At 31.0% G+C, this 20,313-nt stretch carries 23 protein-coding genes; 7 read left to right on the top strand and 16 right to left on the bottom strand.

What is annotated here, in order from left to right; all coding sequences use genetic code 11:
- The first annotated feature begins 49 nt into the window (after positions 1–49).
- From K4897_RS06680 to K4897_RS06660, 5 genes are all read left to right on the top strand, one after another.
- Positions 50–322: a metal-sensing transcriptional repressor gene (locus K4897_RS06680; protein WP_019264854.1), complete on the top strand. Its 273-nt coding sequence runs from the start codon at positions 50–52 to the stop codon at positions 320–322.
- Between the two features lie 56 nt (positions 323–378).
- Positions 379–2,229: a cation-translocating P-type ATPase gene (locus K4897_RS06675; RefSeq protein WP_250415779.1), complete on the top strand. Its 1,851-nt coding sequence runs from the start codon at positions 379–381 to the stop codon at positions 2,227–2,229.
- Positions 2,230–2,306: 77 nt separating this feature from the next.
- Complete coding sequence (locus tag K4897_RS06670; RefSeq protein ID WP_019264856.1) at positions 2,307–2,519, top strand: heavy-metal-associated domain-containing protein; 213 nt, start codon at positions 2,307–2,309, stop codon at positions 2,517–2,519.
- 136 nt (positions 2,520–2,655) lie between these two features.
- Positions 2,656–3,672: a phosphorylating glyceraldehyde-3-phosphate dehydrogenase gene (locus tag K4897_RS06665; RefSeq protein ID WP_019264857.1), complete on the top strand. Its 1,017-nt coding sequence runs from the start codon at positions 2,656–2,658 to the stop codon at positions 3,670–3,672.
- A gap of 28 nt (positions 3,673–3,700) precedes the next feature.
- A complete protein-coding gene (locus K4897_RS06660; RefSeq protein ID WP_250415777.1) occupies positions 3,701–4,537 on the top strand; it encodes a TIM barrel protein in 837 nt (278 codons plus the stop codon).
- Positions 4,538–4,539: 2 nt separating this feature from the next.
- On the opposite strand, the gene K4897_RS06655 is transcribed toward K4897_RS06660, so the two are convergent.
- Positions 4,540–5,610, bottom strand: coding sequence for a metallophosphoesterase (locus K4897_RS06655; protein WP_250415776.1), 1,071 nt, complete (start codon positions 5,608–5,610; stop codon positions 4,540–4,542).
- A gap of 143 nt (positions 5,611–5,753) precedes the next feature.
- Between K4897_RS06655 and K4897_RS06650 the strand changes: the two genes are divergently transcribed.
- A complete protein-coding gene (locus K4897_RS06650) occupies positions 5,754–6,689 on the top strand; it encodes a 3-hydroxyacyl-CoA dehydrogenase (RefSeq protein ID WP_250415775.1) in 936 nt (311 codons plus the stop codon).
- A gap of 170 nt (positions 6,690–6,859) precedes the next feature.
- The gene (locus tag K4897_RS06645) at positions 6,860–7,984 is read left to right on the top strand and encodes an AAA family ATPase (RefSeq protein ID WP_250415773.1); all 1,125 of its coding nucleotides are present in this window, start codon (positions 6,860–6,862) and stop codon (positions 7,982–7,984) included.
- A gap of 14 nt (positions 7,985–7,998) precedes the next feature.
- Here the strand turns inward: K4897_RS06645 and hemA are convergent, their stop codons facing one another.
- The 15 genes from hemA to K4897_RS06570 form a co-directional block, all read right to left on the bottom strand.
- On the bottom strand, positions 7,999–9,195 hold the full coding sequence (gene hemA, locus K4897_RS06640) for a glutamyl-tRNA reductase (RefSeq protein WP_250415771.1): 1,197 nt from the start codon (positions 9,193–9,195) through the stop codon (positions 7,999–8,001).
- The gene (locus K4897_RS06635) at positions 9,185–9,811 is read right to left on the bottom strand and encodes a bifunctional precorrin-2 dehydrogenase/sirohydrochlorin ferrochelatase (RefSeq protein WP_019264863.1); all 627 of its coding nucleotides are present in this window, start codon (positions 9,809–9,811) and stop codon (positions 9,185–9,187) included. Before K4897_RS06635 ends, hemA begins: the two co-directional genes overlap by 11 nt.
- A gap of 1 nt (position 9,812) precedes the next feature.
- On the bottom strand, positions 9,813–10,295 hold the full coding sequence (locus K4897_RS06630; protein ID WP_250415769.1) for a methanogenesis marker 9 domain-containing protein: 483 nt from the start codon (positions 10,293–10,295) through the stop codon (positions 9,813–9,815).
- Positions 10,296–10,395: 100 nt separating this feature from the next.
- On the bottom strand, positions 10,396–10,701 hold the full coding sequence (locus tag K4897_RS06625) for a hypothetical protein (RefSeq protein ID WP_019266673.1): 306 nt from the start codon (positions 10,699–10,701) through the stop codon (positions 10,396–10,398).
- Positions 10,702–10,860: 159 nt separating this feature from the next.
- Entirely contained in the window at positions 10,861–12,456 is a 1,596-nt protein-coding gene (gene atwA, locus K4897_RS06620) for a methyl coenzyme M reductase system, component A2 (RefSeq protein WP_250415768.1), read from the bottom strand.
- A gap of 92 nt (positions 12,457–12,548) precedes the next feature.
- Entirely contained in the window at positions 12,549–13,259 is a 711-nt protein-coding gene (locus K4897_RS06615; RefSeq protein WP_250415766.1) for a tRNA-dihydrouridine synthase, read from the bottom strand.
- A 30-nt stretch (positions 13,260–13,289) separates the two neighbouring features.
- Positions 13,290–14,054, bottom strand: coding sequence for a GTP cyclohydrolase III (locus tag K4897_RS06610; protein ID WP_019264868.1), 765 nt, complete (start codon positions 14,052–14,054; stop codon positions 13,290–13,292).
- Between the two features lie 16 nt (positions 14,055–14,070).
- Positions 14,071–14,976 carry a 2-phospho-L-lactate transferase gene (cofD, locus tag K4897_RS06605; RefSeq protein WP_250415765.1) on the bottom strand — a complete coding sequence of 302 codons (906 nt, stop codon included), beginning with the start codon at positions 14,974–14,976 and terminating at the stop codon, positions 14,071–14,073.
- An 18-nt stretch (positions 14,977–14,994) separates the two neighbouring features.
- Positions 14,995–15,768 (bottom strand): coenzyme F420-0:L-glutamate ligase, encoded by a 774-nt coding sequence (locus K4897_RS06600; protein ID WP_019264870.1) that lies wholly within the window; start codon positions 15,766–15,768, stop codon positions 14,995–14,997.
- Between the two features lie 18 nt (positions 15,769–15,786).
- Complete coding sequence (locus K4897_RS06595; protein ID WP_019266677.1) at positions 15,787–16,413, bottom strand: IMP cyclohydrolase; 627 nt, start codon at positions 16,411–16,413, stop codon at positions 15,787–15,789.
- A gap of 11 nt (positions 16,414–16,424) precedes the next feature.
- Positions 16,425–16,841: a biopolymer transporter ExbD gene (locus K4897_RS06590; RefSeq protein ID WP_019264872.1), complete on the bottom strand. Its 417-nt coding sequence runs from the start codon at positions 16,839–16,841 to the stop codon at positions 16,425–16,427.
- 8 nt (positions 16,842–16,849) lie between these two features.
- Positions 16,850–17,689, bottom strand: coding sequence for a MotA/TolQ/ExbB proton channel family protein (locus tag K4897_RS06585; RefSeq protein WP_019264873.1), 840 nt, complete (start codon positions 17,687–17,689; stop codon positions 16,850–16,852).
- Between the two features lie 73 nt (positions 17,690–17,762).
- The gene (gene rnhB / locus K4897_RS06580; RefSeq protein WP_250415764.1) at positions 17,763–18,386 is read right to left on the bottom strand and encodes a ribonuclease HII; all 624 of its coding nucleotides are present in this window, start codon (positions 18,384–18,386) and stop codon (positions 17,763–17,765) included.
- Positions 18,387–18,431: 45 nt separating this feature from the next.
- A complete protein-coding gene (locus K4897_RS06575) occupies positions 18,432–19,505 on the bottom strand; it encodes a rod shape-determining protein (RefSeq protein ID WP_019264875.1) in 1,074 nt (357 codons plus the stop codon).
- Between the two features lie 2 nt (positions 19,506–19,507).
- On the bottom strand, positions 19,508–20,143 hold the full coding sequence (locus K4897_RS06570; RefSeq protein WP_019264876.1) for a hypothetical protein: 636 nt from the start codon (positions 20,141–20,143) through the stop codon (positions 19,508–19,510).
- Positions 20,144–20,313: the final 170 nt, after the last annotated feature.

Genomic DNA, 20,313 nt, shown 5'->3' with positions numbered 1-20,313 from the left:
TATATACAACAAGTAAATATATACCCTACTAGGTATAGGTTGTGTTATTTTGAAAAAATGTATGGATTCTGAGAATCTTCACAGAAGATTAAAAAAAATAATAGGTCAACTAAATGCAATTGATCGTATGATTGATGAAGATGTTCCTTGTGAAAATATTTTAATGCAAATAAATGCATCAAAATCAGCACTACACAAAGTAGGACATATAATTGTTGAAGGACATCTTGAACATTGTATTAAAGAAAGTATGGAAAAAGGAGATACTGAAGAAGCATTAGCTGATGTATCTACAATTTTAGAATATTATTCCAGAATTTAATTTTTTTTAAAATAATTTTATACCTATAGGGGTATACCTATACTTTAGGTGATTAAATGAATATTAAAAATTGGCTAGGAAAAGATGAATTAAAAGAAATAATCTTAATGGTTATTTCAGCTATCTCATTAATAACTGGTTTTATAAAACCAGACTTATTATTCTTTGATTTATCATGGATAGCAGTTATATTATGTGGTTTGCCCATAATCAGAGAAGCAATAGAATCATTAATACATGAAAAAGACATAAAAGCAGATTTACTTGTTTCAATAGCTATCATATCATCAATAATAATTGGTGAAGTATTTGCTGCAGGAGTAATTGCTTTAATCATGACTATTGGAGGATTTTTAGAAGAATACACCGTAAGCAAAACTCAAAATGGAATTAAACATTTAATTGACATTACTCCAACAACTGCAACAATAATAAACAGTAATGTGGATGAAAAAGAAATAGCTGCTCAAAATATCAGAATAAACGATATTATCAAAGTATTGCCTGGAGAAATAATTCCCGGAGATGGAGTAATTATAAAAGGTGAATCTTCAATAAACCAAGCAGCATTAACTGGAGAGTCACTTCCTGTGGATAAAACTGTAGGTGATGAAGTATACAGCGGTACAATAAACTTATATGGTTCAATAATCATCAAAGCAACAAAAAATGGAGAAAACAGTTCAGTAAACAAATTAATAAAATTAATTGAATCTTCAAAACCTGAAAATGCAAAAATCGTAAAAGCAGCTGACAGATGGGCAACATGGATTGTTGTAGTTGCATTTATCTGTTCAATAGGAACATGGATTATAACTCATGAAATTTTAAGAGCAGTTACAATACTTGTAGTATTTTGCCCATGTGCATTAGTTTTAGCTACGCCAACAGCAATTATGGCAGCTATTGGAAATTTAAGCAAAAAAGGAATTCTTGTTAAAGATGGAGAAACTCTTGAAGAGCTAGCTAAAGTAAATAGTATAATTTTAGACAAAACCGGAACATTAACTTATGGAGAACCAGAAGTAAATCAAATAATCCCATATGATAAGAAATACACTAAAAATGAAATAATGCATATTCTTGCATCACTTGAAAATAAATCAGAACATCCTCTTGCTAAAGCAATTGTGAAATATTATAAAATCCGTAAAAATCCCCCATTGAAAGAAATAAATGATTTTGAGATTATTTCTGGAAAAGGAGTTAAAGGAAAAATTGGAAATAATGAAATAGTAGCTGGAAACAAAAAGCTTCTAAATGAAAACTATAAAAAATTTGAAAAAACAAAAGTTCAGCCTCATTTAGATGCCGGAGCAACTGCAATTTATCTTTGTATGAATAATCAGTTAATTGGAGCAGTATTATTATCGGACCTTTTAAGAAATAATGCAGTTGATGTTATTCTTAATTTAAAATCAATGAATGTTACTCCGGTACTTATGAGTGGAGACAATCAAAATACAACTCAAACTATTGCTTCGAAAGTCGAGATTGACAATTACAAATATAACTGTTTACCAGAAGATAAAAGTAATTACATTAAAGAATTACAATTAAAAAATAATAAAGTAGCTATGATTGGAGACGGATTAAATGATGCTCCCTCTCTTAAACAAGCTAATGTAGGAATTTCAATGGGCAGCATCGGCAGTGACATTTCAATTGAAGCTTCAAATATTACTTTAATCCATGACAATATCCAAGACTTACCCCATTTATTTAAAGTATCTAAAAAGACTTTAAGAACCATTAATGCTGGAATTGGATTTGCATTAACCTTAAATTTAATAGCAACAGTTTTAGCTATGCTTGGATTATTAAATCCTATTGAAGGAGCATTTGTACATAACATTGGTTCAGTTATTGTAATTGTTTATGCATCACTACTTTTAAATTACAGATAAATATTTTGGCATGACTAAAAGTTTATATATAGTTTCTGGCCAAATACTTAAATATAAACAATTAAGGAGAAAAAATTATGGCAACTGAAGAAAAAACTATTAATGTTGTTGGAATGCACTGTCCATCTTGTGTAGCAGCTGTTGAGCTTTCCATAAAAGATTTAGATGGTGTAGAAGATGCTAAAGCTGACTTAGAAACTAATACTGCAAAAGTTACATTTGATTCCGATAAAGTATCTGATTCTGATTTAGCTGAAGCTGTCCAAGAAGCTGGATTTAAGGTAGAATAAATCTCCTACCTTTGAATCTTTTTATTGCTCTTTTTTATTAATTTTAAAATATCAAATTTTATATAATTTAACTTACAAATTTTAATCCATATAACAAATTTTTTTTAAAAATTTAATATTAAAATTAGGGATTAAAATGAAATCTGTAGCTATAAACGGATATGGAACCATAGGAAAAAGAGTGGCAGATGCAGTAGCTGCTCAAGATGATATGAAAGTAATTGGTGTAAGTAAAACTAGACCTAATTACGAAGCAAGAACTGCAGTTGAAGAAAAAGGTTATGATTTATACATTGGAATTCCTGAAAGAGCCAATCAATTTAAAGAAGCAGGAATTGAAATAGCTGGAACTGTAGAAGACATGATTCAGGAAGCAGATGTTGTTGTAGACTGTACTCCTGGAACTATCGGTCCTCAAAATTTAGAAATGTATAAAAAAGCTGGAGTTAAAGCAATTTACCAAGGTGGAGAAGACCATGAATTAACCGGTCTTTCATTTAATGCTATTTCAAATTATGATGACTCTTACGGTAAAGATTACACCAGAGTTGTTTCATGTAACACCACAGGACTTACACGTACATTAAGTACTATTGACCCTATTGCAGATATTAAAAAAGTTAGAGCAGTAATGGTTAGAAGAGGATCTGACCCTTCAGAAGTTAAAAAAGGACCTATCAACTCCATTGTGCCAAACCCTCCAAAAGTACCGTCCCACCACGGTCCTGATGTAAAAACGGTTATGGAAGGTATTGATGTAACAACAATGGCATTACTTGTTCCTACAACTCTTATGCACCAACACAACATAATGGTTGAAATAAATAATGAAATAGAAACTCAGGAAATTATTGATGCTTTAGAAAAACGTTCCAGAGTTCTTGTTGTAGATGCCAGTGAAGGTTTAGGTTCAACTGCAGAACTTATGGAATATGCTAAAGAACTTGGAAGAAACAGAAACGATTTATATGAAATTCCAGTTTGGAGAGAATCCATAAATGTTGTAGGTAATGAATTATACTATATGCAAGCTGTTCACCAAGAATCAGATGTTGTTCCAGAAAATATTGATGCAATTCGTGCATTACTTGAAATGGAATCAGATAATGAAAAATCAATAGCTAAAACCAACAAAGCAATGGGAATTTTATAATTTCCATTTAACACTTTTTTTGATAAAGATGAAAAATAATGTAATGTTTGGACCTGCCGGAAGTCCTGTTAATTATAAAGGAGCTGCTTACAAAGCACCGAAATATATTAAAGAAGAAGGTCTTGATTCCTACGAATATCAATCCCTTTATGGTGTAAGAATTGGTGAAAAGTCAGCTAAAATTCTAAAAGAAGAATCCGAAAAACATGACATTCTCATTTCAATGCATGGACCATACTACATAAATTTATGCTCTAAAGAAGAAGAGAAAATTAAAAAAAGTCTCAACCATCTAATTGCAACAGCCCGTGCCGGAGAATGGATGGGAGCATACAGATTAGTGTTTCACCCTGGTTTTTATTCAAATAGAAAGCCTGAAAAAGCAATGGAAATTTCTAAAAATACCATTAGCAGATTATTTGAAGAGCTGGAAGCTGAAGGTATTGAAGAGTTTACTTTTGCACCGGAAACCACAGGGAAACGTTCACAACAGGGAAATGTTTCAGAGATTGTTGAATTATGTGCAAGTTTTGATCATTTTGAACCAACAATTGATTTTGCCCATGTTCATGCACGTGGAAGAGGATTTTTAAATAAAAAAGAAGATTATAACTGCATTTTTTCACAACTGGAAGATAATTTGGATATTGATATCCTTCATTGTCATTTTACAACAATAGAATATGGCAATGGTGGTGAAGTAAAACACCACACTCTTGCTGAAAGTAACGAATATGGGCCTAACATTGAGGATTTACTTTCAAATCTCATAGACAATGGCTGGAGAGCAAATATTATTTGTGAAACTCCTCTAAGAGATGAAGATGCTCTGAAAATGAAAGAGCTTTACGAAACCATGATTTAAACTTATTTTTTTCTTAATTTTAATATAACCAATTCTGAATCAGTTCCCCACCTCATAGGAGTGTCCATTGAACCTACCCCAGTAGTGACTGACAGATAATTACCATTTTCTTCAAATATTCCTTTATTGTATTTAAACATCAATTTACAAAACAGATTCATTGGATAAAATTGTCCACCATGAGTATGGCCAGACAACTGAAGATTGTAACCTAATCGGGCAAATAAATCCCAAGCATAAGGAACATGATAATTTATAATATTTACGGTATCATCATCAGTAGCCTGTTTTAACTGTTCATTAGATACATCTTCCTTATCTCCAAAAGTAAAAGACAATCCAAAGATATTCAATCCTTTAAATTCCATTTTTTCATCATCTAAAACAATTATTCCAGCTTTTTTGGCTGCCCTGCAAACATTTTCAATTCCCGGATAGAAATCATGATTTCCAGGTGTAAACAGAATTGGCATGTTTACATTCTTAAATGCATTAAAATCATCTTCTTTAACCTCACAAGATCCGTCAGCCAAATCTCCAGAAATAATAGCAATGTCACAACTGCCAGACAATTCATTTAACTTATTAGCTACCTGATTAATTATTTTTTTATATCTTACAGCACCAAAATGTATATCTGACAAATGGACAATATTAACTTCTTCCTTTAAATTTTTGAATTCTAAAGTATGTTCTTTAACTATTAATTTATGAGCATGATAATAATTATAAACACCTAAAATCGGCACAACAGCTAATAAAATACATACAACACCAAATGAAATGTCAATAAATTGTTTTATTACATAAATAACAATCAGATCTATTAAAATCATCAACATTGACCATTGCCAAATCCCAAATATTTCTGTAAAAAATCTTCCGGCAGCAGTTGATTTTTGCTCTTCAAATATCATGGGGATACATTGAAGGCCACCTAAAAGTAAAGTAGCTATAAACAAATAAACATCCTTAACTCCACCAAAGAGTAAAAATAAATATTTCAACAGGAAAAATTCAAAAAGCATATAAAATGGAGTTGCTATAAAAACTCTCTTTGTTCTAAAACTCATTTTTTCATCTCAAACAACTAATTAGTTGATTTATTTTAAAATTATTTAAAGCTTTAGTCAGGATTATAACGAAATTAATAATAATGATGATTTCTTAATAATGAAACATAGGATATTAATATGTATCCAATAGAGGTGTAAAAATGAATATGAAGAAAATTGTAGTAGCAGGTGGTGGAGTACTAGGTAGTCAAATTGCTCTTCAATCTGCTTTTTGTGGCTTTGATGTAACTATATGGTTAAGAAGCGAAGGATCAATTGAAAGAGCACAACCTAAACTTTTAAGATTAAAAGAAATTTATTTAAACACTCTTGAAGCAATGAAAACAAACCCCACAGCATATTGTAGAGGATTCAGCTGTGAAAGTGAACTGTCTGCAGATAAAATCAACGACCTTAAGCAAAAAGTTGAAGATGCCTATGACAGCATAACCTTAACAACAAGTTATGAAGAAGCAGGAAAGGATGCTGATTTAGTTATTGAAGCTATTGCTGAAGATCCTGAACAAAAAATAGCATTTTATCAGGAATTAGCTAAACATCTTCCTGAAAAAACAATAATTGCAACTAATTCTTCCACAATGCTTCCAAGTGCATTTGCCAAGTACACAGGACGTCCTGAAAAGTATCTTGCACTCCATTTTGCAAATGAAATCTGGAGAAACAATACTGCAGAAATTATGGGCCATTCAGAAACTGGTCAGGAATATTTCAATGCAGTATGTGAATTTGCTGAAAATATCAATATGATTCCATTGAAACTTAAAAAAGAACAACCAGGATACATCCTTAATTCAATGCTCGTTCCATTTTTAAGTGCTGCAGAAGCATTATATGCAGGAGGAGTTGCTGATTTTGAAACTATTGACAAAACATGGATGTTAGCTACAGGTGCTCCATTAGGTCCATTTAGAATACTTGATGTTGTAGGTTTAACTACTGCATATAATATTGGTATGATGAATCCAAAAGCTAGCGATCCAGACACCATTGAGGGAAAAGTAGCAGCTATGCTTAAAGAAAAAATAGATGCTGGAAAAACTGGTATAAACTCAAGTGAAGGTTTCTACAAATATTAAAATAAGAATTTAACCATTCTTATTTTTTTAAAATCTTACTTTTTTTCATCACCGCAATATCTGATAAAACAAATGCAATAACCACCTTAACAATATTTATTATATTTTATATAGTAAAACAAATAAAATACATAGTTAATTAAAAACAACTGTTACAAGTTGGTGACTAAATGAAAACAAACAATAAAACCCATGAAACAAAACCATCTAACCCAAAATCAAAACCCGCGCAAAAAGAAAACACTCCTTTTGCTGAATGTATAGTTTTAAAACCTGTAGGTTATCCTTTTGATTTTGCAATGATGGAAAATAATCTTGAAATTATTGATAAAGCATTATTCGAAGAGTATGCTCGTGAACAATGGTTAGGGTTAGTTGTAAAAGAAAATTCCTATCTTTTCGATCAGAAAATAATTCCTGATTACGGTTTTCAAATAGTATCTCTCAACCCCAATAACTCAATAATCTCTGAAAACACTAAAATTAAACTTTTAGATATTGGAGAAAATACTTTGGATACTGTTAAACGTGTTAAAACAGATGTCAAACTTTCAGATGTTGTAGGACAGGAAAATGCTAAAAATAAAACTAAAGTTTTAATCAAATATCTTGAAAATCCGGATAAATTTGGTCCATGGGCTCCAAAAAACATTTTATTTTATGGATTTCCATGTACTGGTAAAACAATGCTTGTAAAAGCACTGGCTAATGAACTTGATGTTCCATTGTATTTAATAAAAGCCACTTCATTGATTGGAGAACATGTTGGTGACAGTGCATCTAAAATACAGGAATTATTTGAAAAAGCTCAAAAAACAGCACCATCTATAATATTTATTGATGAAATTGATGCAATTGCACTTCACAGAAGTTTCCAGTCACTTAGAGGAGATGTTGCTGAAATTGTAAATTCCCTTTTAACTGAAATGGATGGAATTAATGAAAATAAAGCAGTGATAACAATAGGAGCCACCAACACTCCAAATTCAATTGACTATGCTGTAAGAAGCAGATTTGAAGAAGAAATTGAATTTGTTTTACCTGATGACAATGAGAGAAAAACTATCTTTGAAAATAATCTTAAAACATTTCCACTTGAATATGAATTGAATATTGAAAAGTTAGTTAAAATTAGTAAAAATATGTCTGGAAGAGACATTAAAGAAAAAATTCTAAAAACAGCACTTCACCATGCAATTTCACATGACAAAGAAATTGTAGATAAAAAAGATGTGGAATATGCTTTAAAAGCAAGTAAAATTAAAAATAGTGAAGTAAAAGGAATGTTTGAATAAAAAACATTCTTTAATTATTCTTCAAACATGAATTCAATAGCTCTAATTAATTCTTCATCATTTTCATGAGCTGCCTGTTTGATTTTTTTAGAAATATCAAAAAATATTTTATTAACAATAGAATTTGTTAAATTATCTACTATTTTAGCATTTGCATCTACATCAGAAAGTTTAGCAATTGCTTTCTTAGTTTCTCTTTCTCTTATCTTTTCCATAGATACTCTTAAATTAGCAATAATATCTTCAACACCAATTAGCTTAAAGGATTCTTTAAGTAAAGTGAACTCCTCATCGATGATATTTTCAGCTTCTGCAGATTCCTTTTTTCTGAGTTTAGTATTTTCATCTGCAATCTCACGTAAGTCATCAATATTGAATAATTTAACTCCCAATTCACAGACATCCTGACAGATATCTCTCGGATTAGCTATATCAATCATAAGCAAGTCTTTAAAATCTCCATCAGTCTTTTCCAAACGTTCTTTATTTAAAATATAATGCGGAGCACCAGTTGCACTTATTATTAAATCTGCTGTTTGAACATACTTGCCCAATTCACTGAAAAGAACAGCCTGACCGTTTAAATCATTAGCCAGTTCAACAGCAACATAATAAGTTCTGTTTGCAACAAAAATTGCATTTAAATTTTTTTCAGCCAAAGCTTTAGCCACCAGTTTACCCATCTTTCCAGCACCAATAACTAAAACAGACTTATTTTCAAGATTTCCCAAATGCTTTTCAGCCAGATCAACAGCTGCCGAGCCGATAGAAATTGAACCTTTGTTAATATTAGTTTTGTTTCTTACTACACGACCTACGTGGATAGCTTTAGTAAAAATAGAATCTAAAATCTTGCCGCAATGACGTTCTTTAAATGCCTTTTGCTTAGCATCACTAACCTGGCCTAAAATTTGGTCTTCACCTACAATCATAGACTCCAAACCAGAAGTCATACGAAAAAGATGCTTAATGACATTATCCCCATAATCAATAATAATGCTTTTATTTTCATGAGATAAAAGAGAATCTGAAGCATCTATATTATCATTATGAATATAATATTCCTTACGATTACAAGTAGATATTTCCACATATTCCACAATTGAGTACTTTTCCTGCAGTTCCAAAAACAGCTGATCCATTTCTTTTGCAATATTTTCCATAGCATCAATATTTGCAATTTTATGGTCAACCCTTAAATTAAGTATCATCAAATCCCCTTATTAAATCATCGATATACTTTTTAGCTTCATCTATTTCATTGTTATCAAGCAAATCCTTAATATTTTCATTACTGAAAATTTCATAAAGATACTGCCTTCTTTTTTTCTGGTCAGATATCTTGGATTTAAGCAATTTACGACTATAATCCTGAAGTTCGATTTTTAAGATATCTTCCTTCGTAATGATAGATTGAATTTTTTTTCTTAATTGGCGAGCCATCAATGGACTTTTTCCATTTGTAAAAATAGATATTTCGACATCACCAATATTAAAACTTGTAGGAACAATAATATTTCCATTATCTGGAAAATCAGCCCTATTTAATAATTTATCCCCAGCTATTTTACCAACATAATCAGACAGTTCCCTATCACCGCTAGCTATTACAACTAACTCAGACCATTGAACTAATTTATCTACATCATCAACTGAAGCTAAAACCGCCCCTTTATTAATTAATTCCTTATCTAAAACATCTCCTGCTAATTTAACATTAGCTCCATGGTCAAGAAATTTATTTGCTCTTCTTGTAGCTACTTCACCAGTGCCCAATATAAATACATTTAAATTGGCTGTTTTAAGATATAGGGAAGTCCAATCCATATTAATCAGCATTTCCTAAGGATTTAACACGCAATAATTTTACAGCCATTCTTAAATCATTATTACAATCATTTAAAACATTCATAGCTTCCCTTTCACCAATATTGAAAGTTTCAGCCAATACTTTTACACTTTCATCAGGATCCGGTTTATCAGCACCAACCAATCTTTCGGACAATTCCTTTTTCAAGTCCAGATATTCATCATGAGCCATTCCAATATTTTTTAAAGTAATATCACGTAATGGACATGGTTTAGATGGTTTACAACACCATACTAATGATCCGAAACAAGTTCCAGTTCCTTCACCTAATTTAGTTTCTTTTGCGAATTCCGTTTTAATATCAATATATTCTTGAGGAGTTAAGTTAACTTCATCCAAAGCATTTAATATTGGACAAGGTTTAACTGGAGGGCAACAAAAAGCCAATCCCCTTTTATCTCCACCTCTACAGATATGAGATGGCGCATCTTCCCAAGTCATAATTAACCTCCAAATTAATAATCATTTCTCATGAAATAATTTATACAGATATAATTTATTTTAGTTTATATATAATCTTTTTTATGAAAAAATAATCTGATTAATATTCTATTGTATGACTGATACATTTAAATACATTGCCAAAATCATCTAAATAAGTTTCATCCTTAAGTAAATTGAAATATTTTAATGTTAAAGGAGATAATTTATGAAATACCTGATATTTAGCCAGATTATTTTTAAAATCCTCAATAACTACATCATATACTCCTGCTTTAGGAACAAAACAAATACTGTATTTAATATTATCAGAAAGAAGTACAGTTTCTTCAAATAAAACTGCATTTGAATCATAAAGTTGTTTAATTTTTCCTTTTGATTCCTCTGTTTTTTCAATAATCTCCAATCAAATCACCTAAATCTAATTAAAAAAAAGAATAGAAAAAATATAATTTAATGTTACTTAAAACTGCTCATATCAATTCTTTAGCAACATCAAATGTAAACCCAGCTAGCTTTAAACTAACAAAAAAGTATTTAATAAAATAAAAAATAAAAAAAGGAATTAATTTTTAAACATTCCTTCTTTTTCATCGGCAGTTAACTGTTTAACTATTTCATCAGGAGTTCCTACATCAAGGATTTTTCCACCTCTCATTAAAGCAGACCTGTCACAGACATCCAATACAAAGTCCATATCGTGAGAAATGATAATAAAGGTTTGCTCCAATTCTTTTCTAGCTTTTAAAATAGAATCAGTTACAATTACACGAGTGATTGGATCCATTGTACCTGTCGGTTCATCTAAAATAATTATTTTAGGTTCTTTAATAAGAACTTGTGCAAGAGCTACTCTGTGTTTTTCCCCAACACTTAATTCATCAGGATATTTATCAAGTAAGCATTCAGCTACATTTTCATCAAAACCGACAGTAGTCAATACATGAATAGCTTTGATTTTTGCAAATTCTGCAGGCAATTCCAAACTAATAGCATCAGTCAAGTTTCCTAAAATAGTTCTGTGAGGATATAATGAATATTCCTGATGTAATAATCCCATATATGGAATTACACGACCCCTATTAAGAGGACCGCTTTTACTCATGTCAACCCATTCATCACCAAGTTTTACTTCAATTTTACCGCTACTTGGTTCAGTCAGTCCTATTAACATTTTAGTAAGTGTTGTTTTTCCAGCACCACTTAAACCTACAATACCAAAGATTTCTTCCTTGTTTATGGCTAAATCAATTCCATCAACAGCTTTAACTACTCCCCTTTCAATTGAATAGTAATGTTTTTTAACATCATCCATTCTAACTTCAGGAGCTCCAATTTCCGGATTTTCTACTTTTTCAGGTACTGGAACAGTATCAAGGAAATGATTCACAACATTTTCAGGTTCTCCTTCCTCTTTAATTTCTCCATGTTCCAACCAGATAACATGATCTGCCAGATCATTCATGATTTCAGGCCAGTGAGAGGTGATTAGCATAGTGATTCCTTTATCTTTTACACCTTCAATTAATGTATTGTGAAGTTTTTCAGCAGTTTGAGGATCAAGCGTACCTGTTGGTTCATCAGCTAAAAACATCATAGGCTGTTTTGCTAATTGTCTTGCAAGTACAACTCTTTGTTTTTCTCCACCACTTAAGTCACGTGCAACATGAGTAATTCTGTGGTTCATCTGAACCATTTCCAACAAGTCTAAAGCATCATAAAGATTGTCTTCATAATCATTTTCATCACTCATTGCCCTCATAACATTTTCAATTACAGTTTCTTCATCGTATAATGCAAAGTTACGTTGCAACATGATAGCTATTCTTCTTTTAATACTTGCAAATTCTTTTCTTTCAGCATTGAAGAAATCAACTTCTTTTGCTTCGTAAGTTCCACCACAGGAGCATTTTTCCCCTGCATGAGATGGAGATTCAACAGCCAAACAATCTGGACAAATAGCAAGATTAAAGATAACCTGACCGTTATCAGGTTTGTAATCCAATGTACCTCTAAGCATGTTAATTAATACAGATTTTCCACTACCACTACGTCCTAAAATACCTAAAGTTTCCCCTTCTTTGATTTTCAAATTAATATTTTTAAGAACATCAACACCATTAAATGTTTTTGTAATATTCTTAAGAGTAATAAAATCCATGAAATCACCTTTTATAAAATCAGTATTTATTTATCTTTTAAACCATTTATAATATTTTCTAATAATTATTGTTATATAATGGTGTTATATATTTAAAAATTAGATATATTAAAGTTCAATTTGCCAGAAATAAGTGCCCTAGCTATTGAAAAGCCATAAACTCCTGTTTTAAGCATCTTTTCAATTTTTTGTTCGCTGTCTATAGAATTATTTCCGATAACTTTAATATTAGTATTAGAACAAATTTCAGTTAACAAATCATAATCAGCATCAAAAATTCCTGCTTTCATTGCATCAATATGCAAATAGTCAGCTCCTGCGTTTTCAATCAGTTTAGCTATTTTTAAAGTGCCACTACCTTCAACATTAGCTCGAATCTTAACTGAAACCTCACAAGAAGCATTGTCAACAACATCCTTAATATAATCAGCCAAATCTCCTCTTTTTAACATATTTTGACCACAGCCAATAGCTAAAATTTCTTCCTGGCGACAATGACAATTAATTTCAACAATATCCAAATTGTCTATTTTACTTACTTCAATAATGGGCTGTGGAGTAGTTGACCTGACATTAACTGAGACTTTAACATCAGGATGCTGTTTTTTAATTAAATTAACTTCTTTTTTAATATGGTCTATAATTTCATCCTGAAGAAAATGAAACTCATTTCTTCCTCTTTTGATTATTTTTTCACTGGCTTCTATTGTTTCAGCATCTAAACTGTAACCGCCTAATGTGGCCGTGTCAAATCCAAATGGAATAACTTTATTTAAAAATTCAGCATCTGTTATTCCTGCCATTGGAGCTATGACTTTAATTTAGAAGCCCCCTTAATATTCTTTTTCAATAACCCATGTCCACATTCCGTTGTCATGTTCACGGATTTCTTCAAGTCCTAAATCTGCCATATATGCAGCATCTTCCATATTACGGCCAATACCGATACCCGCTTTAAGACCAATTCCAATTTCATCATTAATTTCAACTAAAATATCTTCAATGTCCTTTTCAGACAATCCGTTACATGGAGCCATAAAGTTATCTCCACCAATGAAAAAGAGTAATGCTCCTTTTTTAATTAATTTAGTCATTAAATAATGCTGTGCTTTATTAACCATGAAATTAGTATCAAATGCAGATTCAATATCGGTTAATGTTTCTGTAACACTATTAATATCAATATGAGCTGCCTGAACTAAATTATCTTCATCTGCAGGAGCTAAACTATCAATAGCTAAAATTTCTTTTCTTTTTGAAGATTGAGCCCCACCTTCTTTTTGTAAGGCAATAGTAGCTAATTTTTGAGCTTCATGAGGAGTTTCAGCTGCTCCAACACCCATACTGATAGTGATTGGATACCTATTTCTAATGGATCTCTGAATTCTCAAGTGGTCTTCCTCATCAATACCATTTGTAACAGCAAGCAAATTATCAAATCGGGTAAAGAAAACCAAACCTTTTTTATTTGCAAATTGTCTTTCCAAATCTGCATATAATTCTGCTTGTAAAATTTGTAAATCTGATTCATTACGTGGTCTTGGAGTCACAGTCCATGGACCATAATTATCAATTTGTATTAAAGTCATTTGTATCATTTAAGCCACCATTTCTCTAAGAAATATCATTTAATATTATTTTAGCTAATTTTTTCTTATCATCTAAAGTTTTCATAATTGTATTTGTAACAATTACTTCACTAACAATTTTTTCTAAATCATCCTTTAAATTATTATCTTTTTTATCAATAACTATTGTATCTAAAAAACTTTCATATAAAGAAGCTACACCTACTGATGAAACTTCAATTCCAAGCGCATTCATAAATTTACTGGCGGGACCGCTTACAGAATCAGTACCTATAATTGGAGAAACTGCTATTACATGGGTATTTTTTAAAGCTTCCTTAACTCCATCTAAAGATAATATTGGAGATATTGAAGTTATCGGATTAGACGGGCCAATAATAACTGCATCTGAATTATTAATAACTTCAATAATTCCTTTTGCAGGAGTTACTTTGGAAAATCTGACATCCAAAACTTCAGGTTTGCTCTGATGTTTTATTAAAAAGTCATGAAATTCCAGTTCCCCCATATCTGTAATGATTTTAATATCTGAATTTTCATTACTCATAGGCAAAATTTTAGAACTTATATGCATATTGCTTGCCTGAATATCAACAGCTTCAGCAAGTGAATGATTTTCCATCAACAGAGTCTTTTGTATTTTAGTAGCTCTATCAATATCCCCTATTCTAAGCAACTCTGGAGTGCCTAATTCATCAAGCCTTTCATGAGTGATAAATGTATCATTTTTAACACCATACCAGAACTCTTCATTAATCATGTCTGCCATAGTGTATAACACAGTGTCAATGTCTGCTGATACATAAACACCTGAAAAGTATTCATTTTCTAAAGTATTGACAATAATAGTCATGTCTTTAGGATTAATAACTTCTTTTAAACCTTGCAACAATTTTGGAGTGCCAGTTCCCCCAGATAATACAGTAATCATTTTAAGTTAGTCTCCAGATTAATTTCTAAATACATCAAATTCTTTTGGTCTGAGCAACGGATTGATTCCAGTATCAGTATCTCTTAGCTTATCAAAATTATCAAATCCGCGAATAATAACAACAGGAAGACCTTCATCAGCCTGACCCATAACAAGAGATGCTGCTGCAGCAAGTTCATCACCAGTAGCTACTTCACTAGTCTGAAGTTCACGACCATATAAATCCTTTTCACCAGCCCGTTTCCATAACGGATTAATTCCAGAGCATCCAATAGCCACACCAACAGCACCATTTCTAAATGCTCTTCCCTGAGTATCAGTAATTAAAACTGCAATTTCCTCATCAAATTCATTTTCCAAAAATTCTCTGATTTGTCTTGCAGACTTATCAGCATCTTCAGGCATGGGAGTAGCTAGCCCTTTATCAACATTAGACTCATCAATACCTGAATTTGCACAGACAAAACCCTGTTTAGTTTCAGTAATAATGAAATCAGGACCAACAGCAACCACTTCCCGGGATTCATTTATAATGGCTTCAACCAATTTAGAATCTTTTTTAGACTGTTTAGCAATAATTATGGATTCTTCAGATGGAATTATATCTCCTAACTTGATAACATTTCCTTCTGCTTTTGAAATTAAAGTTTCAGCTATTAAAATAATATCCCCATGTTTTAATAAACAACCCTGTTTTTCAATTGCATCTTTAATTATTTGACAAATATCATCATTAGGTTCAACTAATGGAATATTGTCTAAACCAATTAATTCTATTGACATATTAATCATCTTAAAAAAAATAAAAAATTAAGGATTGAAATTGCCTATATTCCATTCCCCATCAAAAACAGCTGCACCTGCAGTTACTGCTTTTTTATAATTGACAAAAATACCTCCGTCAAAAATAAATTTTGCAGCATCTTCAGCTGTTTTTGCATCAAAATCTACTGAATCATAGAACTGACTTCCATATGTGGAAATAAATACAGCTTCGCCATATGGGATTTTGTCAACCAATAATTTTTCATCATTAGCTATTCCCACATAGCAGACATAATCATCCTTTTTATTTGTAGATGTAACAACTCCTGCAATACGTGGAGTATGATAATCATCTTTCTCATAATCCAAAGTAAGCAATGAATAAGCTATTGCATCTTTAATATTCATCCCCAAAGCTATTTTATCAGCTATTACATCTGTATGTGAACCATTAGATACAATAGCCATATCTTTTACAATGCGTATACAATTATATGTAATGTAAGTATTTTCAAAAATATCTTTTTCAAAACCTTCCTTTGGCACGATAGATGCTCTATTATCAAATTTTAAACATTGCCTATTAGGAAATGACCTACTAGATACTCTATATGCCACAAAAGGTTTACCATCACAATTCATACCAATAGATAAAATTCTCCCCGTATACATTTTTCAACCTCTTAAGTAGTATTTGGACTTCTAACAGCATCTTCAGGAGACACACCTGCCGGAGTAGTTATAATAATCTCTCCAGGTTTTATTTGTATTTGTCCCTCATCGATAACATTAGCTTTAACACCAATAGCATTTTGCGATATTAAATCAGACATGTCTTTACCATCAACAACAACTTTATGCAAATTAGCTACAGGCACAACATAATATTCAGCATCTCCAGAAACATCAGTTACATTTGGTTTGCCTGTTCCTGAGTCAGTAGAAGATGCATCATCAGCAGACATATCTGATGCTGAGAAATTACTTGTCACAACCAAGAAAATCATAATTGTAAATAAAATATCTATAAGTGGAACTAAGTTAATAGACGGTTTCCTGTTAAGAACCTTCTCTTTATATGATTTAACATCAATTCTCATAAAATCACTTATTGTCTCAATTTACTTTCAATTATTTCAGCATTAACATTGCACTTTTCCAATATAATATTTGAAATACTTTTATCTAACATACTAGGTTTAAATGAAACCTTAATGTTTGCATAAGGATCAGAAATTAGTCTAGTATTAACAACACCTTCGGCTTCTTGAAGAGCTTCTAATGCACATTCAACATTAGCTTCAACTCTTATTTTAACTACTGCATAACCCCAATTAGTCATTTTAGTAGCCAATTCAATTTTATCCATTTCATTTTCAACTAAACCTTGAATATAAGTATGAATCGGTAACATAATAATAGCTACAAGCAAACCTACAATAGTTGTTGTTAAAGCTATATAAATACCTTCTGCCATAGCTGCAGAATTAGGATTAACTCCTAATGCTTTAAAGGTCATCCAGATACCAATTACAGTACCGATTAAACCTAAAAATGGAGCCAATTCAATAATTGTTTTAATTGAATTTAATCCTTTAGTCATTTTACTTACTTCAACAATGAAAATTTGTTCCATACTTTCTTCAACTTCAATTTTGTTTTTATAACCGATTTTTAAAGTTTCAGAAATAATTTTAGAAATAGGATTTTTAAAAGAATTAATTTGTTTTAATGCTTCAACTGCTCCTCCTCTTTCCATAGAAGCAGAAACAATACCTAAAATTTCAGTTGTATCTACCTTACTAATTTTCTTAAGATACACAATTTTTCTTAATGAAACAAGAAGACCATAAATACCAATAAAAAGAATTATATAAGTAATAATTCCCCCCTGAGTAAGTATCTCCATGATATTTTCGAAAAATTGAGTCAGATATTCAACTATCATTTTTATCCTCAATATAATATTTTTATAAAAATAATTTATTTAACCATATACTTAATAGTTTTTAAAAAAATAGCTATTGAGAATTTTTCATTTTCTCAACAGTTGCCCATGATTTCCTAACAAAATCAGGCATTTCATCATATGTAAAATTAGTTAAAAATTTTTTAGTGGTGGGATCAGAAGGATAGCCCGAACCAATTCCACCTATTTTAATATAATCTTTATTGATTTCATTTATATGTGAATCCCTTTCTTGTTTAGCTATGATAGAAGCAGCACTAACTTCAATATAATTATCATCCGCTTTATGTTCAGCTACAACATTCACTCCTGTGTCATTTGCAAGCTTGTTTTGAAAACGTTCTGCTTTAATATCAACTGCATCAACAATAGCTTTTTCAGAATTTAAATTAGAAAGAATTTTCTCCATCCCAATTCTTTCAATTTCATTAAGATTAATTCCCTCTGCCCTCATATTATCAATGTCTTGAGCAGAAATTACTACCAAATCATATTCGAACATTTTTTTTAATTTACGAGACAGAATTGTTCTTCTATTAGGAGTCAATCGCTTAGAGTCCTTTACACCCATTCTTTCTAAAACTTTATCCATTTTTTCAGGGACAATAACTCCTGCAATAACTAATGGCCCTAAAACAGATCCCCTACCAGCTTCATCAATTCCTAATACATCCATAAAAATCAGCAAAAAAAGTTTAAAAAAAAGAAATAATTAAAAAAATTATTTCATAGCTCTAAGACGAACTTCAGGTTCTAATGCAAGAGGTTCTGCAGCAACAATAGCTGTACCTTTTGCTACAACAGTCATAGGATCATCAGAAACTTCAATAGGAATAGATATTTCATCGAAAACTCTTTCTTTTAATCCACGAAGTCTTGAACTTCCTCCAACTGCTACTGCATTATTATAAACTCCCATCATTAATTCAGGAGATAATCTTTCTAAAATCACATTTAAACCATCTACAATTTCTTGCATAAATGGTTCTACAGCATCAGCAACTAACATTGAATCAATAACAACTTTTTTAGGCCTGTTGGTTTCTAATGATTTACCAATAACTTCAACACTTAAATTTTCAAGTTGTTCACTGCAATGAATCATACCAACTTCTATTTTTGCAGCTTCTGCATCATGAATACCAATAGCTACATCGTATTTTTCTGCAACTAATTCAACGATTCTGTTATCAACATCATCTCCACCACACCTAACTGTTTCAATATCGTTAATACCACCGAGAGAAATAATAACAATATCAGTTGAACCTGCACCAATATCAATAACCATAGTTCCATTTGGTTCTGCAATAGGTAAACCAGCACCAATAGCTGCTGCCAATCCTTCACTAATTACAAGAATGTTTTCTGCTCCAGCTTTTCTACCAATTTCTTCAGCTGCATTTTTTTCCACTTCAGAAGAATCTCCTGGAATACCTATAACAATTCTTCCAACACTTTCTCCTTCTTCTATACCAATTTGCATAGCTTTAATAAGTAAAGCTTGTGCTTGAGCTACGTTTTCAATAACTCCTTTTTTCAAAGGCCTTACAGCAAGAATATCTTCAGGAGTCCTACCAAGCATTTTTTTAGCTTCTTCCCCAACTGCTAAAACTTCAGACGGATCATCCTTTTTAACAGCGACAACTGATGGAATTTGATATAAATCAAATTTGTCTCCAGATGGTTTTGCAATTACCGTGTTTAAAGTTCCTAAATCTATTCCCAAACTGTTACTAATGATTCTGGTATCATTAGCTTGTGGTTCCTCTTCTTCATTTCCAAAAATATTCATGACTAATCCTCCGTTACAATATCTTTAAAATCAATGACAAATATCCTATTAGATGTAGCTATACTCTGGACTTTTTCAACATCTTCATCTTTTTCAACTGAAATCAAAACTGTTGATAATACAACATCGCTTATATTATATAATGGCTTTAAAGCAGATTTAATAAAATTTGGTAGTTTAACATTGGAATTTATATCAACATCAATGAAACCTGTAGTTTGAGATTCCTGTAAAATCGCAAATGAAACCTTTGATTTCTCAAGAACATAAACAAGATTTTTAATCATATCATCAGGAGCGACTAAAACCATCAAGTTAGGTTCTTCAGTTAAATAATGGCGAGTTACTTGTATAAAAGCCCCACCCTTCTGATTACAAAGTCTTTTAAATTGATTAATTTTGCCTGAATTACCATACAACATGATAAAATCAAATTTTTTATTTAATCTTTTATCTGTTAATATAACATGTTCTCTAAATAGAATTTTTACAGAATGCTTAGAAGCAATCGCTTTATAGGCTATGTCATCTATCAAATTAACATTTCCTGCAGCTATACACCAAACTTTTTCATCTTGGTTTTCATTATCCGGTGTTAACCGTGCAGCTTGTCTAAGTGCTTGTATATCTTCTATCATTTAACTACTCGCATTATATTAATATTTTACTTCAACTTTAAATAAATTACAACAAAGTAATTGAATTTATTAAAGTTTAACAATTAATAATTACCCATTATTATTATATATATTTTATCTTTAAAAATATAACTTTAACCACAACAATTAGCATAAAGCATAACAATAAT

Origin of the sequence: Methanobrevibacter sp. TLL-48-HuF1 (assembly GCF_023617305.1) — an archaeon.
Classification (GTDB): domain Archaea; phylum Methanobacteriota; class Methanobacteria; order Methanobacteriales; family Methanobacteriaceae; genus Methanocatella; species Methanocatella intestini.
Note: the sequence above shows the minus strand (reverse complement) of the source record. Positions and strands in the feature narration are given on the sequence as shown.